The following is an 18,895-nucleotide window of genomic DNA, read 5'->3' on the forward strand; positions in this document are numbered from 1 at the left end:
TTATGGCTTCTCCTGAATAGCATTCTGATAGGTGGCTTCGCTGAAACCGGCGAGCAGGCTGCCATCCGGGGCGCGCAACAGCGGACGCTTAATCATGGCGGGATGCGCCAGCATCAGCGCTTTGGCGCTGTGAGCATCGGTCACCGCGTCGCGGTCAGCCTCGGGCAGTTTACGCCAGGTAGTGCCGCGGGTATTGAGCAGGGCTTCGTAGCCCAGCGCATCGATAAATTCCTGCAGCAGTGCATCGCTCAGGCCGTCGGCCCGGTAATCGTGAAAGTGATAATCAACGCCTGCATCTGTTAAAAAGCGCCGGGCTTTTTTTATGGTGTCGCAATTTTTTATCCCGAACATCACCCACTGCGTGCACATCGCCTGATCCTTATTGTTATGAAGCGCGTTAAGCTGAAAAAGCAGCCAAAGCGCGAGTTTAGCATAGTGTGATCCGTTGCGGCATCTGCCCCGACGGCTGATCGTGCGTAAAGCGAGCCTCAGGCAGACGATCATTTCCCCCCGGGTAAACGCTATCAATTCAGCGGGCAATCATTACCCTGCTCATCATTTCGCGATTAAGAATTTCGCCATGTTGAAAAAATCGTCTACCGCTGGGTTAATCGCGAAATATTTCCTGCGTAATTAGGAGGTTGCTGAAATGTGCGTCAGCTTACAAAATCCGCAATATTCATGTTTTCATCGCTGCTGCCGATAGTGATAACAGGTGTAAACGTATTCACCTGGCGAAAAAAAACGCGTAATATTGCCAGCACAATAAGAGAGGGCATTATGATTGACACTGAAATGGGAACCTGGAAAGAATTCATCGAAGCGATGTTACGCAACAAGTAACACGTGGAGATTAAAGCAGGACATTCCCGCTTGCTGACATTCTTACCACACACAGAAATAAGGCGGCCGCTGATCTCAGGGGCCGCTTTTTATTGGCTCCGCATTCAGTCATGCGGCTTCTCTTTCAGCGGGAAGCGACGGCGTACCAGCACAAAGAACAGCGGCACGAAATAGATCGCCAGCAGCGTCGCGGAGGTCATGCCGCCCATCACGCCGGTTCCCACGGCATGCTGGCTGCCGGAGCCTGCTCCGCTGCTGATCGCCATAGGCAGCACGCCAAAGATAAAGGCCAGTGACGTCATGATGATGGGCCGCAGGCGCTGACGCGACGCCTCCAGCGTAGACTCCACCAGCTCACGCCCTTTGCTGTTCATCTCACTGGCAAACTCGACAATCAGGATGGCGTTTTTCGCCGACAGGCCGATCACCGTCAGCAGGCCCACCTGAAAATAGACATCATTTTCCAGCCCGCGCAGCCAGGTGGCGATCAGCGCCCCGACGACGCCGAGCGGCACCACCAGCATCACCGAGAAAGGAATCGACCAGCTCTCATAGAGCGCGGCCAGGCAGAGAAAGACCACCAGCAGCGAAATGGCATAGAGCGCCGGGGCCTGTGAGCCGGAGAGGCGCTCCTGATAAGAGGCGCCACTCCACTGGAAGCCGACACCCAGCGGCAGGGCGTTAACCAGCTTCTCCATCTCATCCATGGCCGCGCCGCTGCTCACGCCACTGGCGGCTTCGCCCACGATCTCCAGCGATGAGTAGCCGTTATAACGCTCAAGGCGTGGCGAACCGGTCTCCCAGCGGCTGGTGGCAAAGGCGGAGAAGGGCACCATTTTGCCGCTGCTGTTGCGGACATACCATTTGTCAATGTCGTCCGGCAGCATGCGGAACGGAGCGGCGGCCTGCACATAGACCTTTTTCACCCGGCCGCGATCCAGAAAATCGTTGACATAGCTGGAGCCCCACGCGGTGGTCAGGGTGTCGTTGATGGTATCCAGTGACACGCCCAGCGCCTGCGCTTTGCGCGCATCCACATCGATCTGCAACTGCGGGCTGTCATCCAGGCCATTGTGCCGCACCCGCGACAGCGCCTTATCGTTGCCCGCCATCTCCAGCAGCCTGTCGCGCATCGCCATCAGCTGGGTATGACCGATACCTCCGTGATCCTGCAGCTGCAGGTCAAAGCCGGAACTGCTGCCCATACCGGTAATCGCGGGGGGACTGCTGGCTATCACCCGGCCCTCTTTGATCTGCTGAAAAGCTTTGGTCGCGCGCTCGATAATCGCAAAGGAGGTGCGATCGTCACCGGGCCGCTCCTCCCAGTTTTTCAGCCGCACAAACAGACGCGCGACGTTCTGTCCGTTGCCGCCCGGGCCTGCACCGATGGTGGAGAAGACCGACAGTACGTTCGCTTTCTCCTGAGTCAGATAGTAGTGCTCCACCCTGGCGACCACGCGAGCGGTCTGTTCCAGCGTCGAGCCCGCCGGCAGCTGTACCTGCGTCAGGAATACGCCGCGATCTTCCAGCGGCAGAAACGAGGTGGGCAGGCGCAGAAACAGAAAGGCCATCAGGCCGATAAGGCCGAGATAGAGCAGCAGCCAGCGACCGCCGCGGCGCAGAATCGCCGCGACCCCGCGCTCATAGCGCTCAGCATTGCGGTTGAAGTGACGATTGAACCAGCCAAAAAAGCCGCGCGCCGCATGCTGTTCGCCCTGTGCCACCGGCCTGAGCAGCGTGGCGCAGAGTGCCGGAGTCAGGATCATCGCCACCAGCACCGACAGCACCATCGCCGACACGATGGTGATGGAGAACTGACGGTAAATCGCGCCGACGGTTCCGCCAAAAAATGCCATCGGCACAAACACGGCTGACAGCACCAGCGCGATACCGACCAGCGCGCCCTGAATCTGGCCCATCGATTTCCGGGTGGCGGCCCGCGGCGAGAGTCCCTCTTCGCGCATGATACGTTCCACGTTTTCCACCACCACGATGGCATCATCCACCAGTAACCCGATCGCCAGCACCATGGCAAACATGGTCAGGGTGTTGATGCTGAATCCGCAGGCGTAGAGCACGCTGAAGGTGCCAAACAGCACCACCGGCACCGCAATGGTCGGAATGAGGGTGGCGCGAAAATTCTGCATGAACAGATACATCACGCCAAACACCAGCACGATCGCCTCCAGCAGCGTCTTCACCACATCGGTAATTGACGCTTTAACGAATGGCGAAGTTTCATAGGCCACTTTTGCTTCCAGCCCGTGCGGGAAGTAGTGCGACAGCTCCTCAATGCGTGCCCGCACCAGCTTATCGGTGTTCATCTCGTTGGCGCCGGAGGCGAGCTTTACCCCCAGCCCCGAGGCGGGCTGACCATTGTAGCGGCTCAGATAATCATATTTCTCCGCCCCCAGCGCCACGCTGGCGACATCGCCCAGCGTCACCACGGAACCGTCAGGATTGTTCTTCAGGGTGATGGCCCGGAACTGCTCCGGGGTCTGCAGCATCGACTGCGCATTGACCGTAGCGTTCAGCGCCTGCTTCTCCACCGAGGGCAGGCCTCCGACCTGACCCACGGCAACCTGTGTGTTCTGCGACTGAATAGCGCTGACCACATCCCCGGTGGTCAGGGCATAGGCGATCAGCTTGTTGGGATCGAGCCAGATGCGCATCGCATATTGCGAGCCGTAGGCGTCCACCTGGCCGACGCCATCAATGCGGCTCAGGGGGTCCTGAATGTTGCTGGCGACATAGTCTGCAATATCCTGCTTATCCATGCTGCCGTCGGTGGAGACGAAAGCCACCATCAGAATGTTACTGTCACCGGTTTTATTCACCGTGACGCCCTGTGACTGCACCGCCTGTGGCAATTTGCGCAGCGCAGACTGCAACTGGTTCTGCACCTGCTGACGCGCTTCATCAGGATCGGTTCCGGCGGTAAAGGTGAGGGTGATTTGCGCCTGGCCGGTGTTGCTGCTGTTGGAGGACATGTACATCAGGTTATCGATGCCGGTCATGTTCTGCTCGATCACCTGGGTGACCGTATTTTCCAGCGTCTGGGCCGATGCGCCTGGATAGTTAGCGGTAATGCGGACATTGGGCGGGGCCAGGTCGGGGTACTGCTCAATGGGCAGTGACCTGATCGACAGCGTGCCGCACAGGCACAGCAGAATCGCCAGCACCCAGGCAAAGATGGGGCGGTCGATAAAGAAATTCGACATTAAACCGACACTCCTCACGACAGTTAAAATCGACCAGGCCTGCCCGCTACGGGCGTACTGACAGACAAATCGGATGTGCTTTGCCACGATTCGCCGCCGCCATTCACTCTACGTGCGGCAGCGGGGGAAATCGTGGAGAAATTGAGGAGAAAGTGTAAATTCGTTGGCTATTTGCGGCTTTCCAGCCACATCACCGTGGCGGCGACGCGCGAACGCACATCCAGCTTGCGCAGCAGATTGCGGATGTGCACTTTTACCGTCTCTTCCGAGATGTGCAGAATAGCGGCAATCTCCTTATTCGACAGGCCGCGCGCAACCTCCTGCAGCACGTCCCGCTCGCGATCGGTGAGCTGACGCAGCGGATCGGCGCTGTGCTGACGATTGGTCAGATAGCTGGCGACGCCTTCGCTGAAAACCTTTTCGCCACGCGATGCCTGCAGAATATGCGCCAGCAGGATCTCCGGTTCGCTGTCTTTGAGCAGATAGCCATCGGCACCGGCATCCACCATCGCAAAAATGTCACTGCGGGCATCAGAAACGGTCAGCACCAGAATGCGGGCGCTGATCCCTTCATGGCGCAGCGCCTTCAGCGTGTCCAGTCCGGACATGCCTTTCATATTCAGGTCGAGCAGAATGATGTCGGGCTCCTGACGGCGCGCCTCGGCCAGCGCCTCTGTGCCGTTATTCGCTTCGGCGACCACCGTCAGTTGCGGCTCCAGCGCCAGCAGCTGACGAATACCGCGACGCATCAGCGGGTGGTCATCCACAATCATCAGGGTTAATGCGGGTTGTTGCATAGTCTCTCCGTTTATCGGTGCAGTGAAACCGACAGTCTGTTCTGGCGAGTAAACCAGGCGGCGGCCCGTTACTCCAGCGGGCGGGCAGGCTGCGGCGGAAAGCGCAGTTCGACCCGGGTGCCCCGCGGTTGCGCGTGGATGGTCAGGTTGCCGCCCAGGCGCTGAGCGCGTTCCGCCATAATGGTCAGGCCATAGTGGCCGGGGGGTTCGTCGGTGCTGTTCATGCCCACACCGTCGTCTGTAATCGTCAGTAAGTGCTCACCTTTTTCACTGTGCTGATACTCCACCCGGATGACCTCTGCGCTGGCGTGACGTATCGCGTTCAGCAGCGCCTCACGGGCGATCTGCAATACATGCACCTGTTGCTGCGCTTCCAGACTCAGCAGCCCGGTCTGATAGTGAAACTGTATCTCTGCGCCACTCTTCTCCTGCAGCGAGGCGATCATCGCCTGCATCGCCGCGACCAGATCTGCCTGCTCAATGGTCAGGCGGAAGGTGGTCAGCAATTCACGCAGCTGCCGGTAGGCATCAGCCAGCGCCCGATCGAAGTCGGCAATGATAGTGTGCGCTGCGCTATCCTCTTTATCGACGGTGCGGCGCAGCAGGGTCAGCTGAATGCGTAAAAAGGAGAGCGACTGCGCCAGCGAATCATGCAGTTCTCGGGCGATGGTGGTGCGCTCTTCGATCAGCAGCATCTGCTGATACTGCTGCTGCGCCTGCCAGATCCAGATAGCGCGTCCGAGCATCGCCGCGAGGCTGCGCATCAGCTCATCCGGGGGAGAGGCCCCGGCTGTCTGCCAGCGCAGCTCGCCCATTGGCTGATCGGCCTGCCGGACCGGCAGCCGCTGCCACTGACCCCCGGCCTCTTCATCACCGGCGCAGAACTGAAACTGATCGCTGTCGAGCCGGATAGCCGTCAGTTTTTCACGCGTCAGCACGCGGCTCAGGACGGCTTCAAACAGGGCCGGATGCAGCGGGCTGGCCGTCAGCATCTGTGAGCTGTCATAGAGCAGAGACAGGGTGCGGTTCGCTTGGGTTAAATCTTCGGTCTTTTCACGCACCGTACTTTCCAGCAGCTTATAGTGCGAGTGCAGGCGTGCCGCCATGCCGCTAAAGGCGTGAGACAGTACCCGCAGCTCATTCTGCTGTTCGACCTGCAGCGGCGGAAAAGCAAAATTGCCGCTCTCAACGTAGCGACTGGCGGTGACCAGCGCATTGAGAGGCCGTACCACCTGCAGGCGGGTAAAGCGAATCGTCATCAGCGCCAGTGCCACAATCGCAATCACCCCCACCAGGCTGCTGCCCGCCACCAGATGCATTTTCAGTTCGGTGTAACGCTGTAAGCCCAGCACAAAGCGGTCGATCTCGGCGACGTAAACCGGGATCTGATGCTGCCAGGTGACGGTATCGCCCTGCAGCAGCTGCTGTTGCAGGTCGGGCCAGGCGGCGCGCAGACGTTGATAGCGAGTGCTGACTTCACGCGGAACCCAGGGGCGATCCAGCTTCTGAAACACCGGGGAGTCGAGCGTCTGCTGATAGAGCGCCAGATGTTGCGGTAGATTCTGTGGCTGACGGCTGGCATCCCAGGCCATGCGGTAACTCTGCATACGCAGTGAACCGGCCAGATTGATCGCCTCTGCGTCGCGCTGACTGCTGAGCAGCGTGACCAGGGCCAGACCTGTTGTGAGCAGCGACAGCAGGACAATTGCACTGAGCGCCTGCGCGATGCTTTGAGTTACGGAACGTTTAACAATCACATGAATGGCCCTGTGGTGAGTGCGGGATTATAAAAGAGCAATCCCCTGACGCAAATGATCCTGCTGCGGTTTATCGCCTCCGTCGTGTCGGACAGAACAAAAAATGACCGCAACTGACAGTTCCCAGGATCGACGACGGTTCTGTGGTCAAAAAACAAACAGCTTTACACCGCCCCGATGTTGCTTTTCATTGCAGCGCTAATAATTCTTCCAGTCACTGACTTACCCCCGATTACAGATTAAGGAGCATCCCATGAAAAAACTGAATGCTGTTCTGGCGGGCGCCTTACTGACTACCGCCTCATTTGCCACTTTCGCTGCTGCACCGGTCGATCAGGCCCAGGCGCAGAACCTGCAGAGCATTGGCAGCGTCTCGGTCTCCGGCGTGCGAGGCTCGCTGGATGATGCCAGCCGCCATCTGTCGCAAAAAGCGGAAGAGATGGGCGCCAGCCACTACCGTGTTATCGGCGTCGATAACCCAGGCGACTCCAGCCTGTGGAGCGGCACCGCAGAGATTTATCGCTAGCTATACCCTCCTGTTTCCATCCCTGTAGCTCTTACCGGCCTGAAAATGGCCGGTTTTTTTATTTTTGTGCATCATGACGGATTCTTACAAATCAGCCTGTGCATCCGCCCGGTATATTTTGCTTCGTTCCTGCATAACGGGTAGGATTCATCGCCGTAAATTCCCGCCTTGCCTGGCACTCACTCACAGGCAAGCGCACAGAGGAAAATACCCCATAACTCAGGGCATGACACCTGCATGGGGGAAGCGACGACTGATGGTCAGGACAAACAGGAAAGCTATGAAATCTAAAAAGAAAACCCCAGGCGAGTTGCGCGCTGCGAAACGACGCTGGCTCAATTCTCATGACGCGGGCTACCAGAAGGCTATGGGTAACCGGCACGTACAGATGATCGCAATCGGTGGTGCCATCGGCACCGGTTTGTTCCTGGGCGCAGGTGGCCGTTTGCAGGCTGCGGGCCCCGCCTTAGCCATCATCTATCTGGTGTGTGGCATTTTCTCCTTCTTTATTCTGCGTGCGCTGGGTGAGCTGGTGTTACACCGTCCCAGCAGCGGCAGCTTTGTCTCTTACGCCCGTGAGTTCCTCGGCGAGAAAGCCTCCTACGTGGCGGGCTGGATGTATTTCGTCAACTGGGCCATGACCGGTATCGTGGATATCACCGCCGTCGCGCTCTACATGCACTACTGGGGCGCGTTTGGTGATGTGCCGCAGTGGGTCTTTGCCCTGGGTGCGCTGGCGATTGTTGGCACCATGAACATGATCGGCGTGAAGTGGTTTGCCGAAATGGAGTTCTGGTTCGCGCTGGTGAAAGTGCTGGCCATCGTGGTCTTCCTCGTGGTGGGCGTGGTGTTCCTTGGCACCGGCAAACCGCTGGATGGCAACAGCACCGGCTTGCATCTGATTACCGACAACGGCGGTATCTTCCCGCACGGCTTACTGCCTGCGCTGGTGCTGATTCAGGGGGTAGTGTTCGCCTTTGCCTCGATCGAACTCGTCGGAACGGCGGCGGGCGAATGTAAAGATCCGCAGACCATGCTGCCGAAAGCCATTAACAGCGTGATCTGGCGTATCGGTCTGTTCTACGTCGGTTCGGTGGTCCTGCTGGTGCTGCTGCTGCCGTGGAACGCCTATCAGGCCGGTCAGAGTCCGTTCGTGACCTTCTTCTCAAAGCTGGGCGTACCTTACATCGGCAGCATCATGAACATCGTGGTGCTGAGCGCGGCGCTCTCCAGCCTGAACTCCGGCCTCTATTCGACCGGACGTATTCTGCGTTCCATGTCGATGGGCGGTTCTGCACCGAAGTTCATGTCTAAGATGAACGGTCAGCAGGTGCCTTATGCCGGGATTCTGGTCACCATCGGCGTTTATGTCATTGGCGTAGTGCTTAACTACTACGTGCCGTCGCAGGTGTTTGAGATCGTCCTGAACGTCGCCTCACTGGGTATTATCTCCTCCTGGGCCTTTATCGTAGTCTGCCAGCTGCGTCTGCGTAAGGCGATCAAAGAGGGCAAGGCGGACGATGTGAGCTTCAAGCTGCCGGGCGCGCCGTTTACGTCCTGGCTGACCCTGCTGTTCCTGTTCAGCGTGCTGGTGCTGATGGCGTTCGACTACCCGAACGGCACCTATACCATCGCCTCTATTCCACTGATTGCCGTGGTGCTGGTGCTGGGATGGTTTGGCGTGCGTAAGCGCGTTAACGCTATCGCCGAAACCGAGCATGATCATCATGAAGAGGAGGCAAAGCCGACCCAGCTGGCGGATGAATCCTCCCGCTGATCGCCATTGCCATCATCAGGCCAGCCTCCGGGCTGGCTTTTTTTTGGGCGCAAACCGGCGCCACGAATTAGGATAGTTTTCCCGCCTCCTTGCCCCTATGATGAAAGGCTCCCTTTATGCGGTAGCGGAGTCTGCATGTCGTTTAAGATCAACATCATCAAAGATAAACTCCTGTCTGAAAACTGGTTTGTGCTGCGTAACTACACCTATGAGATAACCGACCGTCAGGGTGAGGTGATCCGCCACAAGCGTGAAGTCTACGACCGCGGCAACGGGGCGACCATCCTGCTCTATAACCGTGAAAAAAACAGTGTGGTGCTGACGCGCCAGTTTCGCATCGCCACCTACGTCAACGGTAACGACAGCGGCATGCTGATCGAAGCCTGCGCGGGTTTGCTGGATGATGACACGCCGGAAGATTGCATCCGCAAAGAGGCCATCGAAGAGACCGGCTACGCCGTGGGTGAGGTGGAAAAACTCTATAGCTGCTACATGTCACCAGGCGGCGTGACCGAGCTGATTCACTTTTTCGCGGCGGAATATCACGACGCGCTGCGTGACAATGCGGGCGGGGGCGTTGATGATGAGTCGATTGATGTACTGGAGCTGCGCTTCCCGGATGCGCTGGCGATGGTCGCCGATGGCCGCATTCGCGACGGTAAAACCATTATGCTGCTGCAGCATGCCCGCATCGCAGGCTGGCTGACGCCATAAACGTGCCCTGAACGGCCCGCCGCGCGACAGCCCGGCATGTAATGCGGACACTGTCTCCAGGTTATGCACGCTTTTTAAACAGTTAACTGCGCTTTTTGCACGGGTTCACAGAATGCGAACCCTGTCTGGCCCATTGATGCGCTATCCTCTCCACTCTGGGTTTTTGGGGATCGATTTTCTTAATGTCGTACTGGATGAAATCGCTGTGGCTGTCGACGTCTCTGTGGGTGACCTGTGTTCAGGCGGAACCGTTGCAAAAGTCATTCAACGACTGGCAAATCACCTGCAACAACGAAGCCTTCTGCGTGGCCCGCAATATCCCCGGCGATAAAGGGCTGGTGATGACGATTTCGCGCCATGCGGGCGTTAACGATCGCCCCTTACTCCGCATCGACTACGGCAGTGCCTATACCGGCGCGCTGCCTGGCGGCCCGCTGCAGGATAATCTGCTGCTCGACCAGCGGCGTCTGAAACCGGACCTCAAACACTGGACGGCTGAACCGCACCATCTCGCCACCAGCAATGCTATCGCCATTGATGAATTTCTTGATCTGGTGATGGAAGCCAAAACTCTGCAACTCACCTACGATGCCAGTGCCACGATCTCCCTGCGCGGTATGAAAGCTGCACTGCTGCTGATGGATGACAGGCAGGGGCGGGTGAACAGCATGAGCGCGTGGATTAAACGTGGCGAGCGCGCCAGCTGGGAGGTTCCGCCGCCGCCAGCATTGCCACAGCTGCCTCCCCCCGTGAGGCCGCCTGCGCCCCTGACGCGCGAAGAGACCAGCGGATTAATCGATTACGGCACCTGGCGCATCAATACCGACTCCTGCTCACTCGACCCGCTGCGGCGTGAGGTCAGCGTTGCGCCTCTCACCGATCAGCATGCGCTGTTGCTGGTCAGTTGTGAAATGGGGGCATATAACGTCATCGATCTGGCGTTTGAAGTGACGCGCAGCCCGCCCTACGTGGCCCGGGGTATGACGCTGACGCTGCCCTTTACTCCGCCGAGAGCGAGTGACCGCCAGCTTGAGCTGATTAACGCTGAGTATGATGCGGCCAGCGGCCAGCTTTATACGTTTGGCAAGGGGCGGGGACTCGGTGACTGCGGCAATGCCACACGCTGGCAGTTTGATGGCACCCGCTTTGTGCTGGCGGAATATGCGGAGGAGTCGACCTGCGATGCCTGGCACAGCAGTGATGACTGGCCAACCCTGTGGGTCAGCCAGTCAGACGGTGGCGTCCAGCAGCGTTAGCGGATGACCTGCACCATCATCGGAGAGCCGGTCTGGTTGCCGACCAGCTCAGCCAGCATGTTGTTTACGCCGTCGCTCATTGGCGTAAAGCGGGTCAGCGGCGAGCGCGTCACCACGACAAACACGCCCACGTTATGCTGCGGCACCATCGCCATATAGGTAATGAAACCCCCGCCACCGCCGGTTTTCTGAATAATCCCGGGACGACCATTCTTTGGTCCCATGTAGACCCAGCCCATCCCCAGCGCATCCGCTTTCCCTGGCACATCCATGCCTTCCACGCGGGTCAGCTGATCGCGGCGATAGATCAGCGTTTGCAGCCGATCGATCTGCGGGGTGCGATGGTTAACCGACGAGTTAAGGAACTGCTGCATCCAGCGGCCCATATCATCCGGCGTGGAGTAAACGCCGCCGCTGCCAATCGCCGCCAGGGTGTTGTTACAGGGGCTGGCCCCTTTCTCAGCCACCATCAGGCGACCACACTGCTCAGGCGAAGGCGTAAAGGTGGTGTCTTTCATACCCAGCGGACGGGTGATCAACTGCTGAAACAGGGCCGGGTAGGGCGTGCCCGCCGCGCGCGACAGCGCATCGCCCAGCAGATCGTAACCCAGGTTGGAGTAGGCGGCACTGCTGCCCGGTGCGGCTTTAAGGTTCGCCCGTGACAGCCACGTCCAGCGTTCACTGCGCGTCGGCCAGACAAACACCGGCCGCTGCGCCTTGCCGCCAGGCTGTTCACGCGGCAGTCCGCTGGTGTGGGTGGAGAGGTTGATCAGACGAATGGGCTGTCCGTTATAAGCAGGCACGCGGGTGCCCGGCGGCGCATATTTACTCAGCGGATCGTCGAGGCGAATCTGTCCGCGCTCCGCCAGCTTGACCATCACTTCACTGGTCATCAGCTTACTCAGCGAGGCGATACGAATCAGCGAATCTTTTTGCGGGCGCACATTGTTGCCTGGCCGGGTTTCACCAAAGCTGGCGAAGACCCGCTGATTGCCATCAATCGCGACCAGTGCCATACCGGTTGCACCGCTGCCATAAAAGATATGCTCCGCATAGCGGTCAACAATCTGAGAGGCGAGCAGCGGATCGGGCGCGACCTGCGCCATGCTTTTTAATGGAAGCAGTGAAACCATCAGGGCCAGTAAATAGGGTGTGCGCATGTTCAACGGAAATGGCTTCGCTATAGAGATCGGAGGAGATCTGCCTTCACGCATCGGACAGACGCGGGCAGCACATCGCGTTATTCCGGCAGAAGAGCAGCAGGAACAGGCGGGCAGCCAGGGCGCAGGCAGCATTAACTATGACGGCTCTATAGTAATCAGTTTGTGCGGGGCGTGAAGAGGGGAGAGGAGATTTTTTTCTGTTTCGGGCTATGTGATGAAATGGCCCTTCCCGGTGTGCCGAGAAGGGCAAAAGCATTACACCGGCTTGAGTAATGCTTCAGCGTGACTGACGATATTCTCTACCGTGAAGCCAAACTCCGGGAACAGCTTGCCGGCTGGCGCTGATTCACCAAAGGTGGTCATACCGACAATCGCGCCTTCCAGACCCACATACTTGAACCAGTAGTCGGCGATTCCGGCTTCCACCGCCACGCGCGCCTTCACGCCGACAGGCAGAACGGATTCGCGGTAGGCGGCATCCTGCGCATCAAACAGGTCAGTTGAAGGCAGTGAAACCACCCGCACTTTGTGACCGCCTGAAGTGAGCTTATCGGCTGCACCCAGGGTGATCTCAATTTCTGAACCGGTGGCAATCAGGATCACTTCGGGGGTGCCGTCGCAATCTTTCAGCACATAGCCGCCGCGTTTGATGTTCTCGATCTGCTCCGGGGTACGTTCCGGCTGCAGCAGATTCTGACGGGAGAGGATCAGCGCAGTCGGGCCATGATGGCGTTCGATAGCCGCTTTCCACGCCACAGCCGTTTCCACCTGATCGCACGGACGCCATACGCTCATGTTGGGCGTCAGACGCAGGCTGGCGATCTGCTCAACCGGCTGGTGAGTCGGGCCATCTTCGCCCAGACCGATGGAGTCATGGGTGTAGACCAGAATCTGTCGCGCCTTCATTAGCGCCGCCATGCGTGCTGCGTTACGCGCATATTCGACAAACATCAGGAAGGTGGCCGTGTAGGGGACGAAACCGCCATGGTGCGCAATACCGTTACCAATCGCCGTCATCCCGAACTCACGCACGCCGTAGTGAATGTAGTTACCGGCCGGATCTTCTTTGATCGATTTGGAGCCAGACCAGATGGTCAGGTTACTGGGCGCGAGGTCTGCAGAACCGCCGAGGAACTCCGGCAGTAATTTGCCGTAGGCTTCCAGCGAGTTTTGTGAGGCTTTACGGCTGGCAATTTTCTGCGGGTTAGCCTGCAGCTCCTGAATGAAACGGGTGGCTTCGCTTTCCCACGTTGACGGCATCTCGCCATTCATACGGCGTTCGTACTCTTTCGCCAGCTCAGGATGTGCCTCTTTATAGGCCGCAAATTTTGCATCCCAGGCTTTTTCCCGTTCCGCACCGGCGGCTTTGGCATCCCACTGCTGATAGATTTCAGACGGGATCTCAAACGCCGGATAGTTCCAGCCGAGTTGCTTGCGGGTCAGGGCGACTTCTTCCTCACCCAGCGCTGCGCCGTGCGACTCCTCTTTACCGGCTTTGTTCGGGGAACCGAAACCGATTATGGTGCGGCAGATAATCAGCGAAGGCTTATCGGTAACGCTCTGCGCCTCTTTGATCGCCTCGCGAATGGCGTCCGCGTCATGGCCGTCGATGTCGCCGATGACGTGCCAGTTGTAAGACTCGAAGCGCTTATGGGTGTCGTCGGTAAACCAGCCTTCGGTTTCACCATCGATCGAGATACCGTTATGGTCATAGAAGCCGATCAGTTTGCCGAGACCCAGGGTGCCCGCCAGGGAGCAGACTTCGTGCGAAATCCCTTCCATCAGACAGCCATCGCCCATGAAGACATAGGTATGGTGGTCAACAATCTCATGATCCGGACGGTTAAACTGCGCGGCCAGCGTGCGCTCTGCAATCGCCAGACCAACGGCGTTCGCCAGACCCTGACCCAGCGGGCCGGTCGTCGTTTCCACGCCCGGCGTGTAGCCGATTTCCGGGTGGCCCGGCGTTTTGGAGTGCAGCTGACGGAAGTTTTTCAGCTCTTCAATCGGCAGGTCGTAACCACTCAGGTGCAGCAGGCTGTAGAGCAGCATTGAGCCGTGGCCGTTGGAGAGGATAAAGCGGTCGCGATCAAGCCAGGCGGGATTGGTCGGATTGTGCTGAAGGAAGTCGCGCCACAACACTTCGGCGATATCGGCCATTCCCATGGGCGCACCGGGGTGGCCGGAATTTGCCTTCTGAACCGCATCCATGCTCAGTGCACGAATCGCGTTTGCCAACTCTCTGCGTGAGGACATAAAGTTCTCCCTTGTTATGCATCAGGGCGGGAAAGTCCCGCCCGACTAAAATGAGGACTACAGACGTGCGGCCAGTACATCTTCCAGCTTCTGCTGGTCAACAGCGAACTGGCGGATACCATCAGACAGTTTCTCAACCGCCATCGGATCCTGATTATGCTCCCAGCGGAACTCCGCCTCAGAGAGCGGTGATGGCTGATGGAAGCCTTCGGTAGACGGCTCCAGCTTGCGCTCCAGCGGCGCGTCGCTGTTCTGCAGCTCTTCCAGCAGGTTAGGGGAGAGCGTCAGGCGATCGCAGCCCGCCAGCGCCACAATCTGCTCCACTTTACGGAAGCTGGCACCCATGATGATGGTGCTGTAGCGGTGCTTTTTGTAGTAGTCGTAGATGCGACGCACGGATTTCACGCCCGGATCTTCATCTGCCACGTAGGGTTCCATCGGCTTGCGTGAGTTATACCAGTCGTAGATGCGACCCACGAACGGGGAGATCAGGAACACGCCCGCTTCCGCGCAGGCACGTGCCTGCGCGAAGGAGAAGAGCAGGGTCAGGTTGCAGTGGATACCATTCTTCTCCAGCTCTTCCGCAGCGCGGATACCTTCCCAGGTTGAAGCCAGCTTTATCAGCACGCGCGAGCGGTCGATACCCTGCTCTTCGTACATCCGAATCAGTTTTTCTGCTTTGGTTACACACATGCCACGATCGAAGGAGAGGCGCGCATCCACTTCGGTCGAAACACGGCCCGGTATGCTTTTCAGGATTTCCATACCGAGATTGATTGCCACTTTGTCGCTGGCGTTGATGATCTGGGTCTCTTTGCTACCGCCCTGTTTTTTAGCGTACTCAATCGCGTCATCCATCAGGTGCTTGTACCCTTCGAGACCGGATGCTTTCAGAATGAGTGAAGGGTTGGTGGTGGCGTCTTCCGGGTGGTAATGACGAATCGATTCGATATCGCCACTGTCCGCCACCACGGTGGTGAACTGTTTTAGGGCTTCTAGCTGGTTCATCTCTAAACTCCTTGAAAAGAAAAATGAAAGCGAACAGGGATCACCTCAGGCCTCGCAGCCGGTCTGTGGCATGTGCTGCTAGCGGGAACGCGAACCCATAACATTGCAACAGACACTTTCTGATGAAAATGCGGTTTCTCTGATTGTTGCGCTGCGAGGCGGTGCGAAGGAGCCGTCATGCGGTGTAACCCGAGGGGTGCGCCATATTCCACCCTTAAGCATAGCAGTCGGGGAAAATGACGCAGGCAACACTGTAGCAATCCGTGCCCTCTCCGCATCAAAGCGGCGTGACGACACTCACTCTCGTCATACGCCGGGAGCAGATAACGGTGCGGTGAATCGGAAAGTAAAAACGCGGGGACGGTAAAAGCGCTGCCACAGTGAAATGTGGCGGGACAGGCTGAATGCTAAACAGGGGGGATGTCTGAGCCTCCCCGGGAGAGGCGTTTTAAAACAGGCCACGATGAGAGTACAGGCGGCCCGAATTCCGCGCTGCGCTATTGCCTCTCAAAAAATTGCGCCAGCGTTATTTTGGGGTGCGGGTAGTAAAATTTATTATGCGTCAGCGGGATATACATCCCTTCGGGTTCACCCGGCATAAAATAGTTGCCCTGCCAGCGGTTCGGTTCACAAACCGGCCCGTCGTTATAGACGGTGCCCAGCGGCGCATAAGTGACATCCCGACCGAAAATAGAATAGACGGCGGCATCGACAAAATTGAAAGATTCCGGAACGCCACGCAGATGGGTATCCTGAATGAGTAAGCTGTGCAGTTTATCTTTGATATAAAAGAGGCTGCCGAGGTCACAGATCACCTGTTCGAAATCGTGCGCGCCATCATGATGAATGATGACGTTTCCGCCTTCTTCTTTCATCAGCACATCCCTGACATACTCCGGAAGGGTGCCATGGTACATCCTGACCCGGCTTTCGACGGTCTCCGGATAGGCTCTTCTTGCGCGCTCTCTGGCGAACTGTAAATGGTCCGGGCTGATGTCGATCAAATCGAGTTCAATACCCAGATAGTGTGCACAGCCAGCCAGAACAGAGGTGCTGCCTCCCATAAAGACGCCCACTTCAACGATTCTGCTGACTTCACCCAGTGCCGACTTAATGGTATTGAAAATATCAAAGTAATATTTCCCGGAGCATTGATCTTCGTAGTGACCTTCAGTCGCCGCTCTCTTTGCGATGATGTCGTCGAAGATAATATTTCTGCCCAGCCAGGGAGAAAGGTCGGGTTTGAAACCACTGTATATTTCGATGTTGAGCCGTTCCGCTATCTCCGCAAAACTCAGTTTTTCAAGGTTTTTATCGGGGTCTGTGAATGAAGCCATCATTGGTGTCCTTATCCTGAATATGGCCTAGTGTATCAATGAAATTCAGGGCACTAATGAATGAGAAACAAACGGAACTGAACCCTTTTTATCGGTTATCAGGTCGGGTGGGAGCGGCAGGAAAATGAACGGTTTCAGGCGGTTGAGACAGCGTAATGAACCGCAACGCAGGCAGGCAGCTACGTTGCGGTCCGGGGGATTATGACGGCAGATTGAGCCAGTTCTTCACCGGCAGGAAATCGCGATAGAGGGCCGCTTCAGGCGAGTCTGGTTCAGGCTGATAATCATATTCCCAGCGCACCAGCGGCGGCATCGACATCAGGATCGATTCCGTGCGGCCGCCGGTCTGCAGGCCAAACAGGGTGCCACGGTCCCACACCAGATTGAACTCCACATAACGCCCGCGGCGGTAGAGCTGGAACTGGCGCTCGCGATCGCCCCACGGATGATCTTTGCGGCGTGCCACAATCGGCCGGTAGGCATCAATAAAGCCGCGTCCCACCGCCTGCATAAAGCTGAAGCTCTGCTCAAAATCGGGCGTGTTGAGATCGTCAAAAAACAGGCCGCCAATGCCGCGCTGCTCATCGCGGTGTTTGAGATAGAAATAGTCGTCACACCACTTTTTATATCGCGGATAAACGTCGTCGCCAAAAGGCTGACAGAGGTCGGCGGCAGTCTGATGCCAGTGCAGTGCATCTTCTTCGAAGCCGTAGAACGGCGTGAGATCAAACCCGCCGCCAAACCACCACACCGGATCGGCACCGGGTTTCTCCGCGATAAAAAAGCGCACGTTGGCGTGGCTGGTGGGCACATAGGGATTGTTCGGGTGGATCACCAGCGACACGCCCATCGCTTCAAAGCTGCGGCCCGCCAGTTCCGGACGGTGCGCCGTAGCCGAGGCCGGCATCTTATCGCCATGCACGTGCGAAAAGTTTACGCCTGCCTGTTCAAACACCGCACCGTTTCGCAGTACGCGGCTTTGACCGCCGCCGCCGCCAGGACGCTGCCAGCTATCTTCTGCGAACGCTGCGCCGCCATCTTCAGCCGCCAGCTGGTTACAAATCTCATCCTGCAGAGCGAGCAGGAATGCTTTTACGCGGGAAATATCAGCCATCTTTTCGCTTATCGTCGGTTTAAGTCTGGGGCGATTATACGCAAAATCGGGCTGCTTGCATGAGTGCGGCGCGATACAGGAACTTTACGCATCAGGCATTACGGCGATCGAACTCATCAAAGTAGTTGACGATACCGCTGGCAATGGCGGCGGCAATTTTCTGACGAAACGCCGTGGTGCCGAGCAACTGCTCTTCGTGCGGATTGGTAATAAAGGAGGTTTCAACCAGCACCGAAGGGATGGAGGGCGACTTCAGGACCGCGAAAGCAGCCTGTTCCGTGTGCTGGCTATGCAGATGATGAACCGGTCGAATCTGATCCAGCACATGTTTGCCCAGCGTCAGGCTGTTTTTGATGGTGTCGGTCTGAACCAGATCGAACAGGATCTGCTGCAGATAGTGATCCTGCTGCTGCGCCTTCACGCCGCCCAGTTTGTCCGCATCGTTCTCACGCTGAGAAAGATAACGCGCCATTGAACTACTGGCACCGCGATTGGAGAGCGCAAATACCGAGGCGCCGCTGGCATCGGGGCTGGTAAAGCCGTCGGCATGGATCGACATAAACAGATGCGCGCCATGCTGATGAGCAATCTCCACCCGCTGGTAGAGCGGAATAAAATGGTCGCTGTCGCGGGTCAGACGCACTTCGATGCGCGGATGGCTCTGCAGTTGCCGTTTCACGTTACCGGCAATCTCCAGCACGATGTGTTTCTCTTCTGAACCCTCCTCGCCGACCGCGCCGGAGTCGATGCCCCCGTGGCCGGGATCAATCATCACAATGCGCTTTCCGTTACTGGCTGGCGGAGCAGGGCGTGCATGGCGGCCTGTTCCTGTAAGCGCGGAAGGCTCTCTGGCCTGAACCGCGCGCGGCGATAAAACGGCCAGAGCCAGACCGGAAAGGAGTAACTGACGGCGATGAATCAAACGTTTAAGCAGGTGCATGTGCGGGTCCGGTAACAGAAATCCTGCCGGTGTTATAGCCTAAGGCTCTGTTGTCTGCGATCACATAACCATTTCAGGGCATTACTTTGTATTGCAGGCCGCGAACAGAAAATTTGCGCTTTTTTATTTGCCGCCGTTCAGCCGAGGGTTGCGTGCGGCAGAGAATGCGTGATAATCAGCAAATTG

At 57.6% G+C, this 18,895-nt stretch carries 15 protein-coding genes; 5 read left to right on the forward strand and 10 right to left on the reverse strand.

What is annotated here, in order from left to right; genetic code table 11:
• The 4 genes from HFD97_RS17245 to narQ all read right to left on the reverse strand — a co-directional run bounded on the left by HFD97_RS17245 (position 1) and on the right by narQ (position 6,618).
• A complete protein-coding gene (locus HFD97_RS17245) occupies positions 1-369 on the reverse strand; it encodes an ArsC family reductase (protein WP_167431291.1) in 369 nt (122 codons plus the stop codon).
• Between the two features lie 578 nt (positions 370-947).
• Positions 948-4,064, reverse strand: a complete 3,117-nt coding sequence (gene acrD, locus HFD97_RS17250) for a multidrug efflux RND transporter permease AcrD (RefSeq protein ID WP_167431292.1) — start codon at positions 4,062-4,064, stop codon at positions 948-950.
• Between the two features lie 167 nt (positions 4,065-4,231).
• Entirely contained in the window at positions 4,232-4,861 is a 630-nt protein-coding gene (locus HFD97_RS17255) for a response regulator (RefSeq protein WP_058957420.1), read from the reverse strand.
• A 68-nt stretch (positions 4,862-4,929) separates the two neighbouring features.
• Positions 4,930-6,618, reverse strand: a complete 1,689-nt coding sequence (gene narQ / locus HFD97_RS17260) for a nitrate/nitrite two-component system sensor histidine kinase NarQ (RefSeq protein WP_009088812.1) — start codon at positions 6,616-6,618, stop codon at positions 4,930-4,932.
• A 253-nt stretch (positions 6,619-6,871) separates the two neighbouring features.
• On the opposite strand from narQ, the gene HFD97_RS17265 reads away from it, so the two are divergent.
• The 4 genes from HFD97_RS17265 (at position 6,872) to HFD97_RS17280 (ending at position 10,891) form a co-directional block, all read left to right on the forward strand.
• Entirely contained in the window at positions 6,872-7,144 is a 273-nt protein-coding gene (locus HFD97_RS17265; protein WP_009088813.1) for a YdgH/BhsA/McbA-like domain containing protein, read from the forward strand.
• 280 nt (positions 7,145-7,424) lie between these two features.
• Positions 7,425-8,921 (forward strand): L-asparagine permease, encoded by a 1,497-nt coding sequence (gene ansP, locus HFD97_RS17270; RefSeq protein ID WP_167431293.1) that lies wholly within the window; start codon positions 7,425-7,427, stop codon positions 8,919-8,921.
• A 135-nt stretch (positions 8,922-9,056) separates the two neighbouring features.
• Positions 9,057-9,635: a GDP-mannose pyrophosphatase NudK gene (gene nudK / locus HFD97_RS17275; RefSeq protein ID WP_046102349.1), complete on the forward strand. Its 579-nt coding sequence runs from the start codon at positions 9,057-9,059 to the stop codon at positions 9,633-9,635.
• Between the two features lie 182 nt (positions 9,636-9,817).
• The gene (locus tag HFD97_RS17280) at positions 9,818-10,891 is read left to right on the forward strand and encodes a DUF1176 domain-containing protein (protein WP_167431294.1); all 1,074 of its coding nucleotides are present in this window, start codon (positions 9,818-9,820) and stop codon (positions 10,889-10,891) included.
• On the opposite strand, the gene ampH is transcribed toward HFD97_RS17280, so the two are convergent.
• Positions 10,888-12,051: a D-alanyl-D-alanine-carboxypeptidase/endopeptidase AmpH gene (ampH, locus tag HFD97_RS17285; protein ID WP_046102347.1), complete on the reverse strand. Its 1,164-nt coding sequence runs from the start codon at positions 12,049-12,051 to the stop codon at positions 10,888-10,890. The two genes, HFD97_RS17280 and ampH, sit on opposite strands and share 4 nt — an antisense overlap.
• Here ampH and HFD97_RS17290 point away from each other — a divergent pair.
• Positions 12,050-12,229, forward strand: coding sequence for a hypothetical protein (locus tag HFD97_RS17290; protein ID WP_033736151.1), 180 nt, complete (start codon positions 12,050-12,052; stop codon positions 12,227-12,229). The two genes, ampH and HFD97_RS17290, sit on opposite strands and share 2 nt — an antisense overlap.
• A gap of 80 nt (positions 12,230-12,309) precedes the next feature.
• On the opposite strand, the gene tkt is transcribed toward HFD97_RS17290, so the two are convergent.
• The 5 genes from tkt to amiA all read right to left on the reverse strand — a co-directional run bounded on the left by tkt (position 12,310) and on the right by amiA (position 18,709).
• Positions 12,310-14,310 carry a transketolase gene (tkt, locus tag HFD97_RS17295; protein WP_167431295.1) on the reverse strand — a complete coding sequence of 667 codons (2,001 nt, stop codon included), beginning with the start codon at positions 14,308-14,310 and terminating at the stop codon, positions 12,310-12,312.
• Positions 14,311-14,367: 57 nt separating this feature from the next.
• Positions 14,368-15,318 carry a transaldolase gene (gene tal / locus HFD97_RS17300; protein WP_009088826.1) on the reverse strand — a complete coding sequence of 317 codons (951 nt, stop codon included), beginning with the start codon at positions 15,316-15,318 and terminating at the stop codon, positions 14,368-14,370.
• A 497-nt stretch (positions 15,319-15,815) separates the two neighbouring features.
• The gene (locus HFD97_RS17305; protein ID WP_167431296.1) at positions 15,816-16,655 is read right to left on the reverse strand and encodes a class I SAM-dependent methyltransferase; all 840 of its coding nucleotides are present in this window, start codon (positions 16,653-16,655) and stop codon (positions 15,816-15,818) included.
• Positions 16,656-16,854: 199 nt separating this feature from the next.
• Positions 16,855-17,769, reverse strand: a complete 915-nt coding sequence (gene hemF, locus HFD97_RS17310; protein WP_009088828.1) for an oxygen-dependent coproporphyrinogen oxidase — start codon at positions 17,767-17,769, stop codon at positions 16,855-16,857.
• A gap of 91 nt (positions 17,770-17,860) precedes the next feature.
• Complete coding sequence (amiA, locus tag HFD97_RS17315; protein ID WP_009088831.1) at positions 17,861-18,709, reverse strand: N-acetylmuramoyl-L-alanine amidase AmiA; 849 nt, start codon at positions 18,707-18,709, stop codon at positions 17,861-17,863.
• Positions 18,710-18,895: the final 186 nt, after the last annotated feature.

The sequence above is a fragment of the Pantoea sp. EKM103V genome (genome assembly GCF_011800365.1).
GTDB classification, from domain to species: Bacteria; Pseudomonadota; Gammaproteobacteria; order Enterobacterales; family Enterobacteriaceae; genus Pantoea; species Pantoea anthophila.